Source organism: Halosolutus halophilus (assembly GCF_022869805.1).
Classification (GTDB): Archaea; Halobacteriota; Halobacteria; order Halobacteriales; family Natrialbaceae; genus Halosolutus; species Halosolutus halophilus.
Genome location: NZ_CP094974.1, coordinates 4,505,974 through 4,525,242 on the forward strand (window position 1 = coordinate 4,505,974; position 19,269 = coordinate 4,525,242).

Below are 19,269 nucleotides of genomic sequence, written 5' to 3' on the forward strand. Positions count from 1 at the left end.
CAGTTAACGACGTCAGTGTTCGAGCGTAATGTTCTCTCTTGTTCTTGCTGGTATTGAAAATGACTGTACGCGTCGCTGGCCGGTGTAGTCGCCGATAAAAATGAAATCGCAAGGGCCGGAACGAATTCCGGTAGTTCTACAGCTTAGTTCTGGCGGCGGAGTGCCAGCATGGCGGCTGCGAGCAGTGCGAGTGCAGCGACAGCAGCGCCGAAGCCGGGCGTTCCGTCCGAGTCGCCGGTGTCGTCGCCGTCGTCGTCGCCGGTGTCGTCTTCAGAGTCACCGTCGTCGCCGGTGCCGTCGTCGCCGTCACCGTCGTCGCCGGTGTCGTCTTTCTTCTCTTCTTCGACGGTCAGGGTACCGGACTTCTCGGTTTCACCGTCGACGAGCAGTTCCCAGCTGTACTCACCAGCTTCGTCAAGCGTGGAGGCGAAGGAGGCCACGTCCTTGGACGCGCCACCCTCGAGTTCGACCTCGCCGCTGTCCACGGTCTCGCCGTTGAAGGTAAACTCGTAGGACGCGTTACCGGTCTCTTCGCCGCCGTTCTCGACCGAGATGGACCCTGTGACCTCGTCACCGGGCTTCGCGGTTTCGGGGGCGTCGACGCTCCACTGGAGGTCAGCCGGTTTCGGCTTGTCACCAGCGATGAAGGCGCCTTCCGTGCTGTGTTCTGCACCGTCGACCGTCGCCTTGACGGTGCGGATGTTCTCGCCAGCCTCGTGGCTGCTGAGGTCGAACGTCGTGGTCATCACACCGTCGGCGTCGACTTCAGACTCGGCGGTGTAGATGTCTGCGGTTGCACGCAGGCGGAAGGTACCTTCCGTGCCGGGTGCAACGTTCGTTTCGGCGGTGAGCTGCTCTTCCGCGCTGTTTCCAACGACGAGGCGCTCGTCGTCGTTGTAGCTACCGGCCAGTTCGATGTTCCGCTGTTCGACATCGAACTCTGCGTTGGCCATTTCGCTCTCGCCGTCAGCAACGTACGCGCTAGCGTCGGTCACGTGGAACGAGGCGTTCCACGTCTCGCCAGCGTCAAGCGTTTCGCCGGCGGGTCCTTCGATCGTGTTGACCGGAACGAGGACGTAGAACGTGTCCTCGTCTTCGTTAACGACGATGTCGTAGCTACCACTCGTCTCGTCGCTGAGGGAGAAGCTGTCTGCGGAGCCGTAGCGCGGCGTGGCGGTGTCGTTGAAGTTGAACTCGAGACCCTCTTCACCAGTCCAGTCACCGTTGTTGTCGAACGCGTAGCCGTAGATACCGGATGCTTCGACTTCGGTGACCAGGTAGTCGCCCGTTGCGACGTAGTCGCGCTCCGTGGCGGAGTCGGCGACCGTCTCAGCGTCGAGGTCGTCTGCGTCAGTGATGTCGGACGGTGCGACCCACGTGGTCATGTCGCCGGTCGATCGCTCGGTGAAGAGCATGATCGCGGCGTCCGTTTCGGGACCACCGTTCGTAACGCCGACTTCCAGTTCGTAGTCACCGTTGAGGAGACGCGTGTCGGTCCAAGTGTTGGAACTGTCAACTTTGTCACCATCGAGGTACTCCGTGACAGTTACGTCAGAGGTAATGTCGTTACCCTCGTCGTCCTCGGCAGTGACGAGAGTCTCGCCATCGTGACCTGCTGCGTACGAGTTGAACTCGAACGTCACGTTTTCCGTGTCATCAACACCCGAGACCTGGATGTTGGCTTTGTAGTAGTCTTCTGAGTCGGTGACGTTGACCCAGAGGTTGTCAGTCGCTTCGTGCTCGACGGTGAACTCGCCGACGTCACCGATTTGCTCTTCGTAGGTGTTCGAGTCGAAGCTCGCGGTGGCGTCAGTGTCAGAGTTCGTGATTTCAGCGGTGTCTTCTGCCGTGGTGTCGGCAACTTCGACCGTGAACACGTAGTCGCCAACTTCCTTGTTGGAGAAGTCAGCGGTGACGCTGTCGCCTTCACCGGCATCGTTGACGGTGACTGCGACCTTGTCCATGTCTTCGACCTGCGTATTGTCGCCGAAGATGTCTTCGAGGTCGTCCGCACTGACCGACTCGTTGTCGTACTCAGCGCTGATGTGGAGGGTGACATCCTCACTATTTCGTGGGACGTCACTGACGTCCTCGTAGTTGAGGTTAACTTCGCCACCGTTGACGACGCCGTTCTCGAATTCGGCGTCGATCTGGTGCTCGTTCACCCAGAACGTGCCGGTAGAGGTGTCGTTCTCACCGTGCTCGATCGAGTATCGACCAGGGTCAAGATCGGTCGTGTCGAACTTGGCAGAACCGCTCTCGACACGGAGGTTTTTGACGACTTCGTCGCCCTGGACGAGGTCAGCGGGCGATTCTAGGTTGGTGACTTTGACTGTTTGACCAGCCCAGACGTCATCTTCGTCGATACTATTTGCGTCGAGTTGTGTGTCGAAATCGCTGCTCGCAACGGCGGCACCCGAGAAGGAAGCCGTCATCGCGACAACGGAAAGTACCATAAGCGCGGCCAGGAACGCGGCACGTCCCTTTTCGCGATAGGTCGTTTCGCTTGTCATGTGTTGTGTGATTATTTCGTGTTGAGTAGTTCGCGCACGATTCGCCTGGAGAGTGGACCAACCACCGAGATTACCGTCGTGATGGTAAGCCCACACCGGGTAGGGGTATCTGAGGAGTCTTTACGCTCCTGGCATAAGTCTTGTGTTTCGGAATGTGAGTTCTCGTGGAAATTCCCTACCAAAAAGCAATCTCAAGACTTGTACGTACCAATTAGCACATTTTGATTCAACGACTGGTCACTAGGGTGATCATATGCTGGCCAGCTACCAAAGAAGTGTGTTCGCGCGTAGGCACGCATACGGGTAGTACCACTTCCTACCCTCAATACGAGGGATTACTCCACTTCGCATCGCGGAAACCGGGTAGGGCCAGTTTTTGCCGGTACGGATGGTGTCTTTACGATGTTTCCAGAGCCAGTGGCTTCGGATTAGTTCACCGGCGACGCTTCCGGATCGCCATCTCCTCATCGACAGTGACAGGATCGCACGCAAACTCATCGGCGATTCGGTAGTATTCGAGGATGTACCGAACGTCACCGTTGATTGCGTCGTGATCTTCGAGCTCCGATTCTACGATCTCGTCGCTGAGGGACTCATAGAGTTCCCTGATTGAGATATCATCAAGACGCGCGCCTTGCTCGCCAATCGAGTAGCGGCGGTTCGGAAATTGCTCGAAGTGATCGCGGTCGATCACCCAGTGAATCCCGGACTTTCGCTGTTCGTAGACGACGGTTTCGCATTTGTGCAGTTCTCGTTCACCGAGGTAATGGAGGATCCAGTCGTATACCTCCCTTGGGGCTGCTGACTGGATGAGATTCCGACTGGAGAAGTCAATCCCTTCCAGTGCGTTGCGGTTCTCCTCGACGAAGACCTCGGCAGCTGCGCGTTCGTCCCCTGTGAGATAGTACACCGTCGTAAAGGACCCATTCGTAGCTGGCTGTGTCTGATCAGTCGTTCTGCGGACACTGATTCTTTGGAGGTCCTGTCGCTCGTCGAAATTTAGATCGCCAACGTTGATCCCTGTCTGAGGGCGCTCAGCGAGACGTTCGTATAGACTGGTCACACAGTCTGAGCACTGACGTGGACTTCTATGAATTTGTCTTTATTGGCCTCGGTCCTGCTGCGATGACGTAGGGTCTGCCGTTCGTGGCTTTCCAGAGGAAATACCATCTAAAAGTCGACGTGAGTGACCTCGTAGTCCGTCGACTGACCCACAATAGCGGTCAGGCCAATAGTGGAATGTTTCAAGAGAGCCGTTAGAACACGTCCGTAATGGAAATCTTCGCCTGTTCTGTCCCCCGGTGATCGCCACCCCCGTGCCACCGAAGTAACGGGAGGTCGGCCGATCGAACCATCTTATCTCGTAGAATCGTCAGCCCACTACGCCCATGCGGGCGATACACCACGAAGCAGTACCAGCCGTCGTGCCGCCGCAGTTTCTCGTGATACTTCCGATAGACCTTGAAGTTCCCCGGCTGGCCGTTGGCGTGTTCGTGCATCGTCGACTTGATCTCGACCGGCGTGCCGTTCCCGAACCGGGCGTCGTGCCAGCTGCACCGCGCGAGTTCGAACCGACGCTTCTTCGCCATCCGCTTCTCGACGATCGTGCCGAAGTGGTTGGCCCGCTTCGATCGCGATCGACTCACGGCCACCACGCGCTCCGCGCGCCGATATATATACTCCTCCGCTGGCCACGAGACCGCGCGCCCATCGCGATCGGCTCGCTCTCGGCACTAGCCGAGAGCGAGCGCGGTGGGCTGTGGGCTACAGTGTAGGGGGCTCGCTTACGCTTTACAGCTTGACACCCCGACGCTCTCATGCGATCACCTGCTCGACGGTGTCAACCCAGTCTCGCTTCTCGCCGCCGTCGTCGATCTCTTTCCACCAGTTCGAGACGGTAGCGTGGCTGTAGGGGACGAACTCGGCGGTTTCGCGAGCCGACATGCCCTGTTTACGACATTCCTCCATGGTCCATGCCGCGACCTGCTTCACGTCCTGCTCGTCGATCGGGTCGTCGTCATCGTCGCCTCCAGGAGCGTTCCAGTTCCAGTCGGCTTCGTCGTTCGTATGCGGTTCGAAGTCGGCGGGCGGGATGCCGGTCAGCGGCCGCGGGTCGACGTCCTGAAGCTTCCCGCCGGAGATGCGCTCGGCGACGATCGCCTTGCCCTTGCTGTTCCGATCGGGCTTCTTGATGATCGTGCCGACACGCCAGAGCAGCGGGTGGATCGAACTCTCGTCGTGGCCGATGTAGATCAGTGCGCCGTTGTACTTCCGGATTTTGAACACCAGCGGCCCCATCAGTTTCCGCACCTTCTGTCCGTCCGCACCGGTCCCGCTCGCGTTCGTCGAGAACTCGTCGCCGATGAAGAGCTTCGGCTGCTGGGGATTCTCGACGGGATCGCCGTCCTGCTCGACCCACTCCTCGAGGAGCGGGTAGTGTGGAATCCAGCCATCCTCGACGGACCCATCGTCGCGTACCCAGTCGTCGTTCCGGTCGAGCGTGCGGATGTTCGATCCCACGAGGAGGTCGCCGTCGGTCCACCGATCGCGCAGCTGTGCAAGCAGGCATGCGAGATTCGTTTTGCCGGCACCCATCTCACCCAGGACCACGATCACCGGTGCGGGCCCGGCGACGATCTCTTGGAGGCGAGTGATCGCCTTGATTCCAGCCAGGTCTGCCTCCTGTGCCGGGTCGCCGATGTAGTGTTTCAGCGTGAGCGTATCGCCGTTCTCGAGGGCATCGCGAGCGGTATGACTGCCTTCGCCGCGGAGGATGCCGCGATTCTTCCCGACGTCCAGGTATGTCGCTGCCGCTTTCCTGTTCCACCGATCGGGGTCGTGATGGAGCGCCCGGACGGTTAGCTGGCGATCGATCTTCTCGTCGCGGACGAATCCCGAGTGCGGCAGTACCTCGTCGGGGTCACGTTCGAGGTTGTTGTTCTGGTACTCGCGGAATCCACCGACCGTGTAGTTATCCTGCTCGTCGCTCATCGATCGGTCCCTCCATCGGTCGCGGCCTGCTCGGCTGCCTGTGCTCTGGTCTGTGGGGGTCCGCTGGTCGTCTCGATGCCGTGCTCATCGGTGTAGTCGTCGACATACTCGGTGATGTCCTTGATCTCGTCAATATCCCGGTCTTCGGCGTCCTTCTTGGCCGATTCAAAGCGGTTCTTCACCGCCGTTCGCGGATTCATCAGCCCACGTTCGTCGGCTTCGGCTTCCTCGTTGATCACGTCGCTCTGGATCTGCAGCCCCATTTTGCTGATCCGACCGCGGAGTCGGTTGTACTCGAGGAACGCCTCGACGAGGTCGCCGTGAATATCCTCGAGCATGGTCTTCGTCGTAATGAGTTTCGAGTCGGCCATCTGGCTGAAGTAACAGCCGGTAACGATCAGCGTCCCGCTGTCTCCCTGATCCGCGTGCCAGTCGAATTCCCGAACCTCGAACGAATCGCCGTCGTTGACCGGGTAGGGACTCGGACCTTCGACGGTCTTCCCGTCCCATACGCCCGGTTCGACGTAGTACTTCTCGCGGGTGTCGGTCACGCCGTTGATGTGGTACACTTCGACCATATTCCGCTGCCGTAGCCTCTTCGCGCCCGTGATGAACAGGCCCAGCAGCGGCGGGCCGAGTAGCATTAGCGCCGCGATCCAGCCGTGAACGATCGGGGGAATGCCGGGGAGTTCGGGCCGAAGCCAGATCAACGCGACCGCGATCGACATCACGACCCCGGCGACGAGTAACTGGGCTTCGGCGACGACGTAGGTGAGCCGATCGCTCCAAGAGTCGAAGGTGCCGCTCGTTTCGCTCATGCTTCGATCACCCCGCTATTCTCCGACCGGACGACGTAGGCTGCACCGATCGCCGCGAGTGAGACCGATAGCGCAACGCCGGAAAACAGGCCGGATTCCCCGCCGAAGTGCCGGAATGGGTTCCGCTCCAACTGGCCGACCGACACGAATACGCCGCTTCCCTGCGAGAGTGATCGCCGGGTCGCGATCGCGACGCCCGCGCCGGGTCGATCGGTAACCGGCATGGTGACCGTGTTGCTTCCCTCGGTCAGTTCGACTTCCTGGTAGTTGAACGACCCTGTACCTTCCTCAAAGTCGCCGGCTTCGGTCATTGAGACCTTCGTATCCTGGTCGGCTTCGATGGTGATCGTGAACATTCCCGGCGCATACGACCAGTTGGTGATCCGGGTCCCGCTGTCTATCTCCCGGAGATAGTCGTCTTCGGTCTCGGCTACCGTCTCGTTCTCGTTGGCCGGCTGGTCCTGGTCGGCGTCGCGATCGCGATCGTCGGGAGAGTTCGGACCTTGATCGCCGGGGTACACTTCGTCGGTCTCGTTGGTCGCGTTCTCTTGCGCCGCGATCGTGCCGACGCCCATGCCCATCGCGACCAGCAGCACTGCGCCCATGATGAAAATCCAGCGTCGTCGCATGGTCAGTTCCCCACGCCGGGTATCAGGTCAGTCGCGACGCCTACCATCCACATGATGACCAGTCCGATGATTCCAAGGCCGAGGAGTTCCCCGCTCGACCAGTCGCCGAACGGCGCGAATCCCCATCCGGATTCGTCCGTCGTTTCCTCAGCCTCTAACTGTTCGATGTAGGTCTCTAGCGTGTTGATGTAATCCGCGAATTGGGTACTGTCGTAGGTATCGTATTTCGGAGTGTCGTAATCCGGTTCTGTGACCGTGATATCGTCCGAATCGCTTTCCCCGACAGTCGCATTGATCCCGTAGAAGTCGAGAATGTCGAGAACGTGTTTCGTGTACTTGATGTCGCTTACGCTGTCGAATTGCGACATTTCGTCCACTATCGATTCGATACCCTTGCCGACGACCGATTCGATGTCCGTGATGGTCTCGTCCGTGACGTGGGTGATCGTCGCGCCGCCAGCATCGTACATCTCGTTCACGTCGATAGTACCGTGAGAGAATCGAACTTCCCTGTTGTTCGATTCGTCGTACAGGAGCGAGGCAGCCGCCAGTCCGTCGATCGAGCCGTCGGTCGGAGGCAGCGCAAGCGAGTAGATCGAACCCATCGGCGTCCCGGTACGGACCGCACTGCCATCCTGCGCGTCGACGACGTGCAACTCGCCAGCGGAAGGATTGCCAGCGTAAACGCGACCGCCATCAGGCGAGACAACGACATCTTCGAGGCCATCCGTGAAACCGGAATACGTCCAGATGTTCGTACCGTCGGCCACGTCGATAGCGTGAATCTCGCCAGACGACGACAGGCTTACAGCCGCGTACAGGACCGTCTCATCAGGCGACAGCGCGAGAGCGAATACGCGGTCTGGAGTCGAGTACGTCCAGTCCGGCGAGGCGATCGTCGCGCCGTCGAACGGCAGTGCCATCACCAGATTATTGCGACCGCCAACGTAGGCGACAGTACCGTCACCAGTACAGGCGACAGTTTCGAGGTTCCAGTTAGCATCGGCGTACGTGTCCATTTGGGACCCGTCCGAGGGATCGATCGCGTGTATCTGCGAGTCGAAATCGACGCCATCACTATAAATCGTGAAGACGGCAGATCCCGACTCGTCGGCAGCTACGCCGACAGCACCACCGCCCGACGGGCCGCTCGTGTACGTCCAGTCAGCATTACCGGTCTCAGTATCGACGGCGTGGACCTCACCATCATACGACGCAGTGTAGATGGTGAGGCCATCGGCAGATCGATCGAGCGCGTACACAGCGTCTCCGTGGCCCTGATACTCCAGTACCTGCTCTCCGGTAGTCGTGTCGTAGCCGTACAGCGTGGAGTCAGTGGAGTGGGTAGCCGCGTAAACGCGGTTCTCCGACAGAACAGCCGTCAGCGCGTTCGTTCGGTTGGGCATACTCCGTTGCCAGTAGACCTCTCCGGACACAGCGTCTTGGACAGCGAGGTCGTTACTCCCGGCATAGTATAGCGGGAGTCCAACGCCATAGGTTTCGCCGGACTGGAATCCGCCGTCAGGCACGTCCGAGCCGAACAGCACACCAGAGTACGACTTGCCCGATACGTAGCCGTCCGGGTAGACGTGGCGAGCGTCGAGATTCGGATTGGGATCGACCCATTGATCGGTCGCGCCAGTCCACGAGACAGTCATCCCGGAAACCAGCGAGAAATCCGGCTGTTCCATTCCGAACTGCTGGAGCATAGCGATCCGGAAACGCGCGTTTGTCGGGTCGTCAGTCCCCGACAGAAACCGTGCCATTCCCTCCGGCGAGCGCACTTGCGTCGGGGTGATGTTTCCGGCGTCTAACTCCGCGTAAAGGTCGGAAACGAACGTCTCCGAATAGTTGGCAACCACCGAATCCGACTTGCTGTGAATCTCATCCAGCAGCGTGAAGAATTCCACGCCGTCAAAGACACGGGACGAAGGCAAATCCGAACCCACGTTCGGAATCACGAACCGAAGGTCCGTTTCGACCTGTGTGCCGTCGGACGCCTCGAGCGTGACGATCTCGTTCGTGGCGTCCCACGAGTCGACAACCGATTGATCGAGCATCGGGATCGTGTCGATCAGCGCGGAATCCGACTCTAGATCTGACGCGGACGTATCCCGCAACTCGACCATAGGAACCTTCAGCGCCGCATTCTCGTAGTTACTTCCGAGAACGTCGCCTTTCTCACCCTCGCTGACATTCGAGATTTGCGTGCCGTCATGCAGCGAAATCGAGACCTCTTGCCGCTGGTCGATGACCCGCACCTGGATCGCCGTGCCGTCAGAGACGCGATCCCCAGTATTTGCCACCCAGTCCGGATAGCCGGTCGCCGCAGCCGATCCCGCCGCGAAACTCAACTGGAGCAAACTCTTCACGGTAACGTGGTAGTGGTTGAACTCCGGCAATTCGTAGTATTGCCGAATTCGCTGCATAGCACGGTCGTAGGCCGTCGCGGACGATTCGCCATCCTCCCACGCGCCCGCAATCCCATTTCGCGCCTCCAGAGACGCAATCGGCGGAGTGTCCGTTAGATGGTTTCCGAACGTCACTTCGTGGGCCGTCAGCGACTCGAATTCTGAGGTACAGAGATTATGCAGAATCGCTTGATCTGCCGAGGGCGATTCATTCAGCGAACTCTGAAGCAAGTGATAGCCGACGAGACCCGCGAGACCCGCCGGAGTCGCCCCCGCAACCGCGTATCCGTATCCCTCTGTGGACGCGACACCCGCGATCGCCGATCGAACGCCGTCGACTAGATCGGCCCGAACGCGACCGGTCCCGAATGCTGTTACCCCCGTAACTGTGGAACCCGCCGCGATCGCGCCGGTCTTGATCGCGTCCCGTCGCGTCAGCGTGCAGCCGGGCCGCGACAGTGTCGCACCCCCAGTTTCGTGGGCCGTGGGCTGTGGGCCGGCGTCCCGATCGGGACCCGACCCGGTGTCCGTTGACATCAGGACCCCCTCCGGCGAGCGACCACGCCCGCGACCGCGATCGCGACGATCGCCACGCCGACCCCGAATCCGGGCTGGGCATCGTCGCCGTCGAAGAACCCGCCCCCGATGGTCGCGTCGTCAGGACTCACGTATCCGCTCTGAATATTGCTCTTGTCGCCGGTTTCGACGAAGACGCGGTACTCCATTTGCTGCTCAAAGGAGGTCGTGTTCAGTTGGTACCGAACGTTCACCGTGTCAGATGGACCGCCGGTCACCGTGTCGGTCACGACCGTATCAGCGGTGATCGTGAGTGACAGCACCGTGTCGTCCGCCGTGATCGAGTCGGCGGTCACCGTCGTCAAGTCGACCGTCCCATCACTCGCGAACTCGGTCCCGTTCACGTTAACCGTCGTCGCCGACTGGTTCAGTTCGACCGCGTAGGTCGCGTGGTCGTGAATCTCGTCTTGGACCTTGAGCGTGGTCCCGTTCAGGGTGCCGGTGTAGTTGCCGACCTCCGTCCCGTTGTCCTGCCACGCCGCTTCTTGATAGCTGGTGAACTCGACCGACTCCTCGGACGTGTCGTTGAAGCTATCCGCAAACTCGATGTCGAGTTCGACATACTCCGTTTCGTTCGTCGTCTCGATCGTGCTATTCTCGATCGTGTCCAGGCTGGCCGTTTGCGCTGCGGCCACCCCGATCAGCGCCGTCGCGATCGCGACCAGCGCGATCACCGCGATCGCCGTCGTCGTCGATCGACTGTAGGTAGTGCTCACTTTGACCACCTCAGTAGTACGCCAGTAGGTAGTAGCCCGCCCCGTTGAGCATGACCAACAGCAGGCCAGCGTACCAATAGCCGTTCATCGCGTCGTTGACCGCCGGCACCAGCGCGGTCGCGACGTTCATCACGACCATCCCGGTGACCAGCGCGGCCTGCTCCTGGCTGAAGTCGTCCCACTCGCGCGCCTCATTCGAGAACCACGCGATACCCACCGCGATCATGGCGATCGCGAAGCCCCACGTGATCTCGGTCCCGCTGGCCGAGTACAGCGCGTCGCTCATGTAGAACGTGATGGGGTTGTCGATACCGATCGTGCCGATCCCGCTCATCGCGAGCGTTGCCGCGACGAACAGCGGGGCCAGCACGGCGTCGATGAGGTCGACGCCTTTGTGATTCTTGATCGAACCGAATCTTGCCGTTGCCATAGTGCAACGCTGTCAGATCCACCCACCTCGTTGAAAGCGTCAGGATAACCTCGGGAATCCCGATGGATTCCTGATACTCACCAACTTTTATGAGATGGGGGGTTGCCCGCCGGATATGGCACTGAACAAACTTCGTCAGTTAGACCAGGACTCGATCGGGATCACGCTCCCAAAAGACGACGTGCGCATCGAGGGACTGTTAGACGAGAACGACGATCTTGAGGGTGAGCATTACGTCCATATTCGCCACGTTGACGAGGGCGAGTGGACACTTGAACTTGTGAGTGGAATCGACATATGATCGAAACCGATGGAGTTGTGTTCTCTTCTCCAATTTCTTTGTGTCCGACACAAGTGTCACGTCAAACCCTGCTGCACACACTTTGCAAGGATAGTTGGGATACATATCTTCTTGCGTAATTGGCTAGTGATCAAGCTGGGTTTGAGCTTAGAGGTCTGTCTGATCGGTAATTGTGCGGAATTTAGTACCTGACGAGAGTATAATGACGGTGGCCAGAATTCGATTTACATTAGTATATTACAGACCCGGAGATCCACTTCACGTCAGGCCGATTAAAAAAGTGAGCCGCAAAAAGCCTACTAGTTGTCGTAGATATGAGTTCCAACTTCTGTATTACTATCGTCGAAGTTGGCTGTTGCCGTCACTTCTTCACCACTGCTGGAGACGTCAACACTTCCACTACTAGTCCCAGAACTGATCTCAATAGTGTCCGTGCTGGATTCAACTGTAAGACTATTTGCGTCTCCCCAACTGGACACCGAGATGTCTACTTCATCATCAGTTGTATCGTCTGAGAACGAGATCTCGGGGGCTTCTGGGAAGTTATAGTCTTGACTCGAAACCTGGGTCTCGGTACCGTCTTCGGTAATGGCAACTGCTGTTATCGTACCACTGCTACTACTACGGTCACTGCCAGTTAGCGTAACGGAACTACCTACTTTATCAAGTGTTTTGCTTGTATCGGCATCGCCGCGAAGTTCAATGTGATCGGAGTTGCCCATGGATGCGACTGTCACTGTGATCTCATTATTTGAATTATCAACATCAAAGTCGACACCCGCGTTAGCGTTTTCATTCAATCCACCTCCCAGATCAAGCACAAACCCAGCAATAACGGCAGCCAAGATAACAGTAATGGCTACCATCAGTATGACACCTATGACCGGTGACACTGCGCGCTCTTCTTTGTCGCCGATTTGTTTTGATTGCCAATGCATCATCAATCAGCTTGAGAAGTCAAATTCTTGGCTCGCGACCTGGGTTTCAGTACCATCTGCCGTGATTGCAACTACTGTGACCGTACCTGACTCACCATCGCTTGCAGTATATCCAAGTGTAATTGACGTTCCTGCTTGTGTCAGTGCGTCACTGGTCTCGTCATAGTCACCAGTGGATCCATCAACTTCATCAACTAGCGAATCATCGACATCTCCACGGAGAACGATCTCTTCAGCGTTTCCCATTGACTTTACAGAAACGGTGACTTCTCCATCTGTATTATCTACTGCAGTGTCAACACCTGCGTTCGCGTTTTCACTCAATCCGCCTCCCAAATCGAGCACGAACGCCGCAATCACGGCCGCGAGAATAACCGTAATCGCGACCATCAGGATCACGCCAATAACTGGGCTTACTGCCCGTTCTTCCTCGTTTCCGATCAACTTTTTGCGATAGTTTTCAAGGTTCATGGTTTCACAGCACCCCTGAACGGTCGGAAAAGTTATTGGTAGCAGTATGAAACCACCGCATGACGCCTATAAGGGGATTGGGACAGCCCTCTTGTGCGTCGCCTTTCCGTGCCATTCTTTCGGGGTCAACTGATAGGAGTTGACCGACCCCACTTATAGATAAGGGATCGTGACCTTCTCAGAGATTGATAAGGCTTTCAAAGTTGATAATCAGAACTCAATGGAAGATTTACAGCGGTGACTTGAAGCGCCGCTGTCTTGCGATTCTCTCGAAATGAAAACGAGTCAATAACTGTTATGCCCGTTCGTCACTCTCATCGCACATGGCCGATGGGGATGCACTCCTTACCGACCAAGACTTGGCGCGCACCTATGACGGTGGCGTGTACGACGACGCTTGGATGGCAGTCCGGGAGTATCGTGACGTCATCCGATACCAAACTGAGAACCCGGACAAAGGATACACCGCGATCGCGAACGCACTTGACCTACCGAAAGGACGGGTCCGTTCTTGGACCGACGGCAAGACGCCGAACGTCGTTGCCGGGATCGAAACCGCACGGGATCGAGGCTGGATCGATGTCGGGTACGAGGACGACGCATTTCTTGCACTGAACGCACTCGTCGCGGGAATCTTCTCCGGCGGATCGATCATTCGAACGAACTGGATTCCAAAGTGGACGCTCAACGAACAGGGATACCACTCCTACATCGTCGATGCGCTCGAGTTGGCCGACGTCGGATATACTACACACGAGGAGGCCGACGAGAACAGTGGACCGACGATCCGGCCGGCCGACGACGGAGCGATTCTCGGACGAGTACTGTGTGTTCTGGGTGCGCCGATCGGCAAGAAGTCAGAGCTCGACGACATAACGCTCCCCTGGTACCTGGACGACGCACCAACAGACGTCCGCGAGATGTTCGTTCACTCCTACATCGCAAACCGCGGATATGGGGATCGAGAGAGTGCACGAATACAGATTATAGAGGATCGATCACAGTCCTATCGCAAGTCACTGGCAGCGTTGCTCGAAGACGTCGCCGGTGCGCCGGTCACGCTCGGCGACCGATCGATCACGATCTCTGCTGACGCAGCGCGAGCGCTTGGGATCGAACAGGATTGGTTCGCCCGAGAAGGCTTCTGAACTCACTCCAGGCCTTGTTGAAACCCTAAAATGGTGATAGGTTTTAGCAGCCGTGCTGAATACAGAGCGCGAATGTGGCACCGACTGAGAGTCTATCTACGTGGGTAGTGATCGGTCAGTACAGGATATCTATGTACCGTTTAGTTGGCCTCTCCACGAAGTCCGGATCGGTACCTTACAGCGTGGGAGTTACTCACAGCGGCCGTATAATTGTCATTCTCCATGTGATGGAGCCCTCCCAAGATGTCAAGCGATGCTATACGATCGCATACATAACGACCAATACGACCGGAACGGCAAACAGCGTGATCACGCTCACGATCGGTCGATCGCGTCGAGACGCCGCTGCGGTGTAGAACCCGGCAAAGACGGCGACCGTTCCGAGATACCGTAACAGTTCCGCCAGACGGAGTTCAGCGCCACCGGACAACAGGATGGCAGAGACCCGGACCTCTCCCGCTAATGCGGGTCCGGCGATGAACCAGGCAATACCCGCAATCCGCTGGGCAAGGAACCCCCATACTGCGACGGCACCGATTTCCCAGGCGGCCGCTGTCGGACGGTTGCGGACGTACGCGAGGGTTGCAACCACGATGGGCGCCAAAGTGACGATACGTCCCAGTTCGATCGACCAAGTCGTCGTTTGTGTCGATAAGAACACCTGCAATGCCAACCCGAGCACGACGATGCCGCCCAGCAAGCCAGCAAACGTGAGCCTGTCCAGGTCGGCAACCGACGAGCGAGACAATACTGAATCGGACATACTACACTATCTTGAAAGACCAATAAGTGTTTTCTGTACCATAAACTCATGAAGAAAATCGGCTGTTGTCATCCTCGCTCGGGCATCCAGTTCCTCGGACGGGTTGATCAGTGCGCACGTGTAGTGTGCGGGGTGGGTCACCGGTTTCGACGTGACACAAACGAAGTCGTCGTGCTGAACTCATCCTCTCTATTCAGCACGCCATTTGTATCAACCAGTGAGGATTTCAACAGAGCCTCACTCCAAGTCTTCGGCGTTGAGTTCTCCTCCGAGATAGGCTCGTCCCCGATCGGAGATTCGGTACAGACCTCGGTCCTCGTCGTAGTACTCGACCAGTCCGCCATCCTGCAGTGCCCGGAGTCGACGGCGGACGTGCGAGATTTTGTAATCGATATTTGCCTCGACGGTGGACGGATTCGCGACGATCGGCTCGTTGCCCTCGTTGAGCAGGAACTCGAGGATCGCATCGTCGGCTCGCGTCATCCAGTCCACCCGTGGTCGTCGCATGCTCTCGGTAAGACACGGAACACCATGTTAGAATGCTCGGTACGATGGTATTTGAGCGCTATTTGATTCCTTGTGGTGCATTGTTTGATGCACTAGTTTGAAGTACTCCCCGTTCCTGAGTGAGTGCAACGGAAGCCAGACGGACCCGCCGCTGCCCGGTCGGGTCCATGTGAGAACGCGGACCCGGTGTTAGGGGCACCGGCCCGCTGGCTTCCGTAAGTGAGTACGGAAGCATGCTACCGCAGAACGCTACGGGGGAAAAGTCCCCCGATCGACCGCACCGATCGAACCACGGCCCACAACCCACGGCTGCTACAGACAGTTCTCAGAACCGCTTCGGAAATGACGGAATGGATGCAAAACCCGCCCGAACCGGCGTCATTCATCGAAGCCTGAATTATCGGAATTTCGGAATCTACATTCCGACTACTAAGAGGGCGGGGTGCACTCGTTACGAACCACCGACGGACGGCGACCGCGCGCGCCCCCTGGTCCAACAAACGGCGCGCGCGGTGAGTCCGCGGTCCCACAACAGTGAGACCATGCCAAGTCAGACACGCCACCACAGTAAGCATACCGGATACTGTAACCAGCACGATACTCGCGAGGTGGGCCGATGAGCGCCACCGATTGCGACGTCCCACCCTGTGACGGGTGCGGGCTGACGGTCGGCCGCGTTCGCGAGGTCGAAGTCGAGAATCCCGACGGGGAGATCACCGTCTGCGACAGCTGCGAAGACAGCCTGCGGGCGACGATCGACGCGGAGGTGCGGGTCTATGTCTGAGACCGACCGCGATCGACGCGCCGCGGCGATGGAACGCCAGGCGGCCGCCCTCGAGGCGATCGCAACGGAACTCCGCTACCAGAACGCGGCCCTGTGCGAGACGATCGACGCAATTGACCAGCTGGCCGCGCGCGTCGACGATCACCACTACTCGGATACCGAACCGCGGAACCAATCCGGCACCGCGCTCCAGACGGCGATCGCTGATCGGTTGTTCGAACGCGACGACCTGGAGGACAGTCCGATGAGTTCGCTCGGTCGCGCCGAGAACTGGCAGGAGCGTGATCAGCGGTGAGTGACGACTTGGAGCCGATCGCGCCGCATGAAGCGATCGAGATGTACCACGATGCGATGCGTGACGAACACGCGGAGTCGACACGTCGGAGCGCGAAACACCGACTTCGGGCGTTCGTACAGTTCTGTGACGAACACGGCATCGAGAACCTGAACGACCTCTCCGGCCGGGACATCTACAAGTACCGGACGTGGCGTCGCGAGGGTCACGGAGACGATCGAGAACCGATCAAGCTGGTCACACTCAAGGGCCAACTCGCGACGGTCCGTCGGTTCCTGCGGTTCGCGGCGAACATCGACGCCGTGCACCCGGAACTGTACGAGCAAGTCACGCTGCCGACGATGAAAAACGGCGAGGACGTATCGGATTCGACGCTGAAACCCGACCGAGCGGTCGCGATCCTCGAATACCTCGAACACGCACAACCGGCTTCGCGGGATCACATCATCGTGATGCTCCTCTGGCGGACGGGGGCGCGAACGGGCGCGATTCGTGGGCTCGACCTTCGAGATCTCGACCTCGACGGCTCGCATCCGCGCGTCTCTGGCCCCGCTGTTCACTTCGTTCACCGTCCGGAGACTGGAACCCCGCTCAAGAATCAGGAGCAGGGGACGCGATGGAACCGAATTAGCGAGAAAGCGGCACGGTACATCGAGGATTACATCGAGTACCACCGGCCCGACGTGACGGACGAGCATGGCCGGAAACCGTTGCTCACGACGGAGTACGGTCGTCCCGCAGGGAACACGTTGCGAAAGACGCTCTACCGCGTCACGCGGCCCTGCTGGCGTGGTGAATCGTGCCCCCACGATCGTGACGTCGACACGTGCGACGCCACTCACCTCGATCATGCGAGTAAGTGCCCGTCCTCGCGGTCACCCCACGACCTTCGCAGTGGTCGCGTGACCTACTATCGACGAGAGGACGTCCCACGGCGGATCGTCAAGGATCGACTCAACGCCAGTGAGGACATCCTCGATCGGCACTACGACCGTCGTTCCGACCGAGAACAGGCTGAACAGCGCAGCAACTACCTTCCAGATCTTTGAAAGACATGAACGCCACAACGGCCGTCGCAGACAGCGACATCACCCAGTCCCATCGTGCCCGTGATTCTGCGACGAACGCTTGTGAGGAACACAGCGACTACGCGCGATTCGATGAAGACGAGTCGCACGCAGCGACGCGACCCCGTCTCGGCGTGGTTCGGCCGGAGACGCAGGTTCCGTCGCGCTGTCGACAGTCGGCGTGAATGACGGTGTTTGCAGCACGGCCCGAATCGATCGATTCGACGACCGAGTCGTGGTGATGTCGCTAGAGTTCGTCGATGCGAAACCCTCCTCGCGAGGTGTCCACTGCGGCCGGTGGCTAGTCGCGAGGGCAGTGCGTCGGTCGATCCGTCCCGACGTGACGCTCGACGCGTTCGAGTTGGCCGACGTGTTCGAACCCGTCCGTTCGTAATCGATACTGCTCCGAATCGTTAGTTTCATTTCACACCGGGCAAAACAATGGGGGTGTCGGCAGAGCCGATAGACGGCATCACACGGGGACTGGTTGGGGGCACAGTCGACATCGCCACCCCCGCTGCCGACCGCGTAGACCCAGCGTTTTCGCACGTCGACTCGGTCACCGACGAGTTCCGACTTCTTGCCCGATCGAACATCCGTACTGCGGGACGTCAGCTAGTACAGGCCGGCGATACAAACCGATCGAACCGTTCGTGTGGCCATGGACGAGACTGACGTCGAAGGCCCGAGCACGAACTGGGGGACAGTTCCGGCGGTCGATTCGTTCGCCAAGCAGGCGCGCCGCCGGGCCGAGACCGAACGCGACGTCGTCGAGTGGGCGATCGACGAACTCGAGACCCTGGTCGCCGCCCGGTGCGTCGACCTCGAACCGGTGCTCGGATACGCTCGCGAGAGTCAGCCGAGCCTGCCTGATCGTCACCTGCGCGCGTACGACGCGATGGCGGACGTGCTCGACGTCGATCGGGACCTCTACGAGGCGTACGTCTTCGCCTACTCGGAACTCTGTGAGAGACTGGCCGAGGGCGAGTGCCGGACCGAGAAGCATCCGAAGGGGTGTACGAACGCCCTCGCCTCGCCGCCCGTCACCGTCGCGGACGGCCCGCTCGTGCTCAAGAACCGCGACATCGCGGGCCGGGGTCTGCGACCGAAGTCGATCGTCGAGCAGCCGCCGATCGACGACTACCACGGGTTCCTGACGGTTGACACCTGCGGGACGGTGATGGTGTTCAAGGGCGTCAACGACCGGGGACTGGTCGCAGCGAACACCTACATCGACTCGAACCGGGAGGACCTCGAACCGGGCGAGCAACTCCGGAACGGGACCGTCGTCCGGCGGCTACTCGAGGAGTGCGCTACGGTCGCCGAGGCGCGATCGCTGCTCGAGTCGCACCCGACGCGGCAGCTAATGGCCCAGACGCTGTTCCTGGCCGACGGGACGAACGCCGCGTTGCTCGAAATCGATCCCGCGGGCGAACGGATCGCCGTCGACGACGATCGGGTGGTCGTCAGGACGAACCACTTCGCGGACGGGGCCTCGACCGTGACTGAGAGTTCGAAGCGGCGACGCGATCGGGCCAGGACGCTACTCGCGGACGAGGCCGGGGACCGACTCGATCGGGCCGACCTGTGGACCGTCGCGGCGGATCACGCGAACGGCCCCGGCGACGACTCGATCTGTCGCCACTCGGAGCCCGAGACGGACGACCCGCACGCGTTCGGCCAGTTGACCACGGCCAGTGCGGCGGTCTTCGAAGGCGGTTCGCCGGAGATCGAGGTCGTGATGGGCAATCCCTGCGAGCGCGACCGGACGCGGTTTTCGTTCGGCGAGGAAGTGCCGCCCGAGTTTCGGACGGGACGGCGGTGGCTCGATCGGGTCCGTGACGCCGGCGAATGAGCCGTGGTGCGACCCCGTGACGCCGGTGAACGGTCCGTGATCGCGGGCGGATCGCC

General features: G+C 59.3%; 19 protein-coding genes. 6 read left to right on the plus strand and 13 right to left on the minus strand.

The window, feature by feature from the left end:
* Positions 1–143: 143 nt before the first annotated feature.
* From MUG98_RS22290 to MUG98_RS22330, 9 genes are all read right to left on the minus strand, one after another.
* Entirely contained in the window at positions 144–2,513 is a 2,370-nt protein-coding gene (locus MUG98_RS22290) for a BGTF surface domain-containing protein (protein WP_265109611.1), read from the minus strand.
* A 433-nt stretch (positions 2,514–2,946) separates the two neighbouring features.
* Positions 2,947–3,423 carry a hypothetical protein gene (locus MUG98_RS22295; protein ID WP_265109612.1) on the minus strand — a complete coding sequence of 159 codons (477 nt, stop codon included), beginning with the start codon at positions 3,421–3,423 and terminating at the stop codon, positions 2,947–2,949.
* A 346-nt stretch (positions 3,424–3,769) separates the two neighbouring features.
* On the minus strand, positions 3,770–4,102 hold the full coding sequence (locus MUG98_RS22300; protein ID WP_265112506.1) for a PD-(D/E)XK family putative nuclease: 333 nt from the start codon (positions 4,100–4,102) through the stop codon (positions 3,770–3,772).
* 226 nt (positions 4,103–4,328) lie between these two features.
* On the minus strand, positions 4,329–5,504 hold the full coding sequence (locus tag MUG98_RS22305) for a CpaE/TadZ family protein (protein WP_265109613.1): 1,176 nt from the start codon (positions 5,502–5,504) through the stop codon (positions 4,329–4,331).
* On the minus strand, positions 5,501–6,322 hold the full coding sequence (locus MUG98_RS22310) for a hypothetical protein (protein WP_265109614.1): 822 nt from the start codon (positions 6,320–6,322) through the stop codon (positions 5,501–5,503). Before MUG98_RS22310 ends, MUG98_RS22305 begins: the two co-directional genes overlap by 4 nt.
* On the minus strand, positions 6,319–6,951 hold the full coding sequence (locus MUG98_RS22315; RefSeq protein ID WP_265109615.1) for a DUF8063 family protein: 633 nt from the start codon (positions 6,949–6,951) through the stop codon (positions 6,319–6,321). Before MUG98_RS22315 ends, MUG98_RS22310 begins: the two co-directional genes overlap by 4 nt.
* Positions 6,952–6,953: 2 nt before the next feature.
* Positions 6,954–9,899 (minus strand): WD40 repeat domain-containing protein, encoded by a 2,946-nt coding sequence (locus tag MUG98_RS22320; RefSeq protein ID WP_486606248.1) that lies wholly within the window; start codon positions 9,897–9,899, stop codon positions 6,954–6,956.
* A complete protein-coding gene (locus MUG98_RS22325) occupies positions 9,899–10,654 on the minus strand; it encodes a PGF-CTERM sorting domain-containing protein (protein ID WP_265109617.1) in 756 nt (251 codons plus the stop codon). Before MUG98_RS22325 ends, MUG98_RS22320 begins: the two co-directional genes overlap by 1 nt.
* 10 nt (positions 10,655–10,664) lie before the next feature.
* Positions 10,665–11,084, minus strand: coding sequence for a DUF8023 family protein (locus tag MUG98_RS22330; RefSeq protein ID WP_265109618.1), 420 nt, complete (start codon positions 11,082–11,084; stop codon positions 10,665–10,667).
* A gap of 115 nt (positions 11,085–11,199) precedes the next feature.
* On the opposite strand from MUG98_RS22330, the gene MUG98_RS22335 reads away from it, so the two are divergent.
* Complete coding sequence (locus MUG98_RS22335) at positions 11,200–11,385, plus strand: DUF8053 family protein (RefSeq protein ID WP_265109619.1); 186 nt, start codon at positions 11,200–11,202, stop codon at positions 11,383–11,385.
* A 299-nt stretch (positions 11,386–11,684) separates the two neighbouring features.
* On the opposite strand, the gene MUG98_RS25450 is transcribed toward MUG98_RS22335, so the two are convergent.
* Both MUG98_RS25450 and MUG98_RS22345 read right to left on the minus strand, forming a co-directional pair.
* Positions 11,685–12,251, minus strand: coding sequence for a type IV pilin domain-containing protein (locus MUG98_RS25450; RefSeq protein WP_345779781.1), 567 nt, complete (start codon positions 12,249–12,251; stop codon positions 11,685–11,687).
* 78 nt (positions 12,252–12,329) lie between these two features.
* Positions 12,330–12,794 carry a type IV pilin N-terminal domain-containing protein gene (locus tag MUG98_RS22345; RefSeq protein WP_265109620.1) on the minus strand — a complete coding sequence of 155 codons (465 nt, stop codon included), beginning with the start codon at positions 12,792–12,794 and terminating at the stop codon, positions 12,330–12,332.
* 323 nt (positions 12,795–13,117) lie between these two features.
* Here MUG98_RS22345 and MUG98_RS22350 point away from each other — a divergent pair, with 323 nt between their 5' ends.
* Complete coding sequence (locus MUG98_RS22350) at positions 13,118–13,942, plus strand: hypothetical protein (protein ID WP_265109621.1); 825 nt, start codon at positions 13,118–13,120, stop codon at positions 13,940–13,942.
* A gap of 256 nt (positions 13,943–14,198) precedes the next feature.
* Here MUG98_RS22350 and MUG98_RS22355 read toward each other — a convergent pair whose 3' ends face one another.
* Both MUG98_RS22355 and MUG98_RS22360 read right to left on the minus strand, forming a co-directional pair.
* The gene (locus MUG98_RS22355; protein ID WP_265109622.1) at positions 14,199–14,705 is read right to left on the minus strand and encodes a hypothetical protein; all 507 of its coding nucleotides are present in this window, start codon (positions 14,703–14,705) and stop codon (positions 14,199–14,201) included.
* A gap of 237 nt (positions 14,706–14,942) precedes the next feature.
* Positions 14,943–15,212: an ArsR family transcriptional regulator gene (locus tag MUG98_RS22360; RefSeq protein ID WP_345779782.1), complete on the minus strand. Its 270-nt coding sequence runs from the start codon at positions 15,210–15,212 to the stop codon at positions 14,943–14,945.
* 616 nt (positions 15,213–15,828) lie between these two features.
* Between MUG98_RS22360 and MUG98_RS22365 the strand changes: the two genes are divergently transcribed.
* The 4 genes from MUG98_RS22365 to MUG98_RS22380 all read left to right on the plus strand — a co-directional run bounded on the left by MUG98_RS22365 (position 15,829) and on the right by MUG98_RS22380 (position 19,213).
* Complete coding sequence (locus MUG98_RS22365) at positions 15,829–15,996, plus strand: hypothetical protein (protein WP_265109623.1); 168 nt, start codon at positions 15,829–15,831, stop codon at positions 15,994–15,996.
* Entirely contained in the window at positions 15,989–16,291 is a 303-nt protein-coding gene (locus MUG98_RS22370; protein WP_265109624.1) for a hypothetical protein, read from the plus strand. The genes MUG98_RS22365 and MUG98_RS22370 overlap by 8 nt, the downstream gene beginning before the upstream one ends.
* Complete coding sequence (locus MUG98_RS22375; protein WP_265109625.1) at positions 16,288–17,340, plus strand: tyrosine-type recombinase/integrase; 1,053 nt, start codon at positions 16,288–16,290, stop codon at positions 17,338–17,340. The genes MUG98_RS22370 and MUG98_RS22375 overlap by 4 nt, the downstream gene beginning before the upstream one ends.
* Before the next feature lie 679 nt (positions 17,341–18,019).
* Positions 18,020–19,213 (plus strand): C45 family autoproteolytic acyltransferase/hydrolase, encoded by a 1,194-nt coding sequence (locus MUG98_RS22380; protein ID WP_265109626.1) that lies wholly within the window; start codon positions 18,020–18,022, stop codon positions 19,211–19,213.
* The last annotated feature ends 56 nt before the right edge of the window (positions 19,214–19,269 follow it).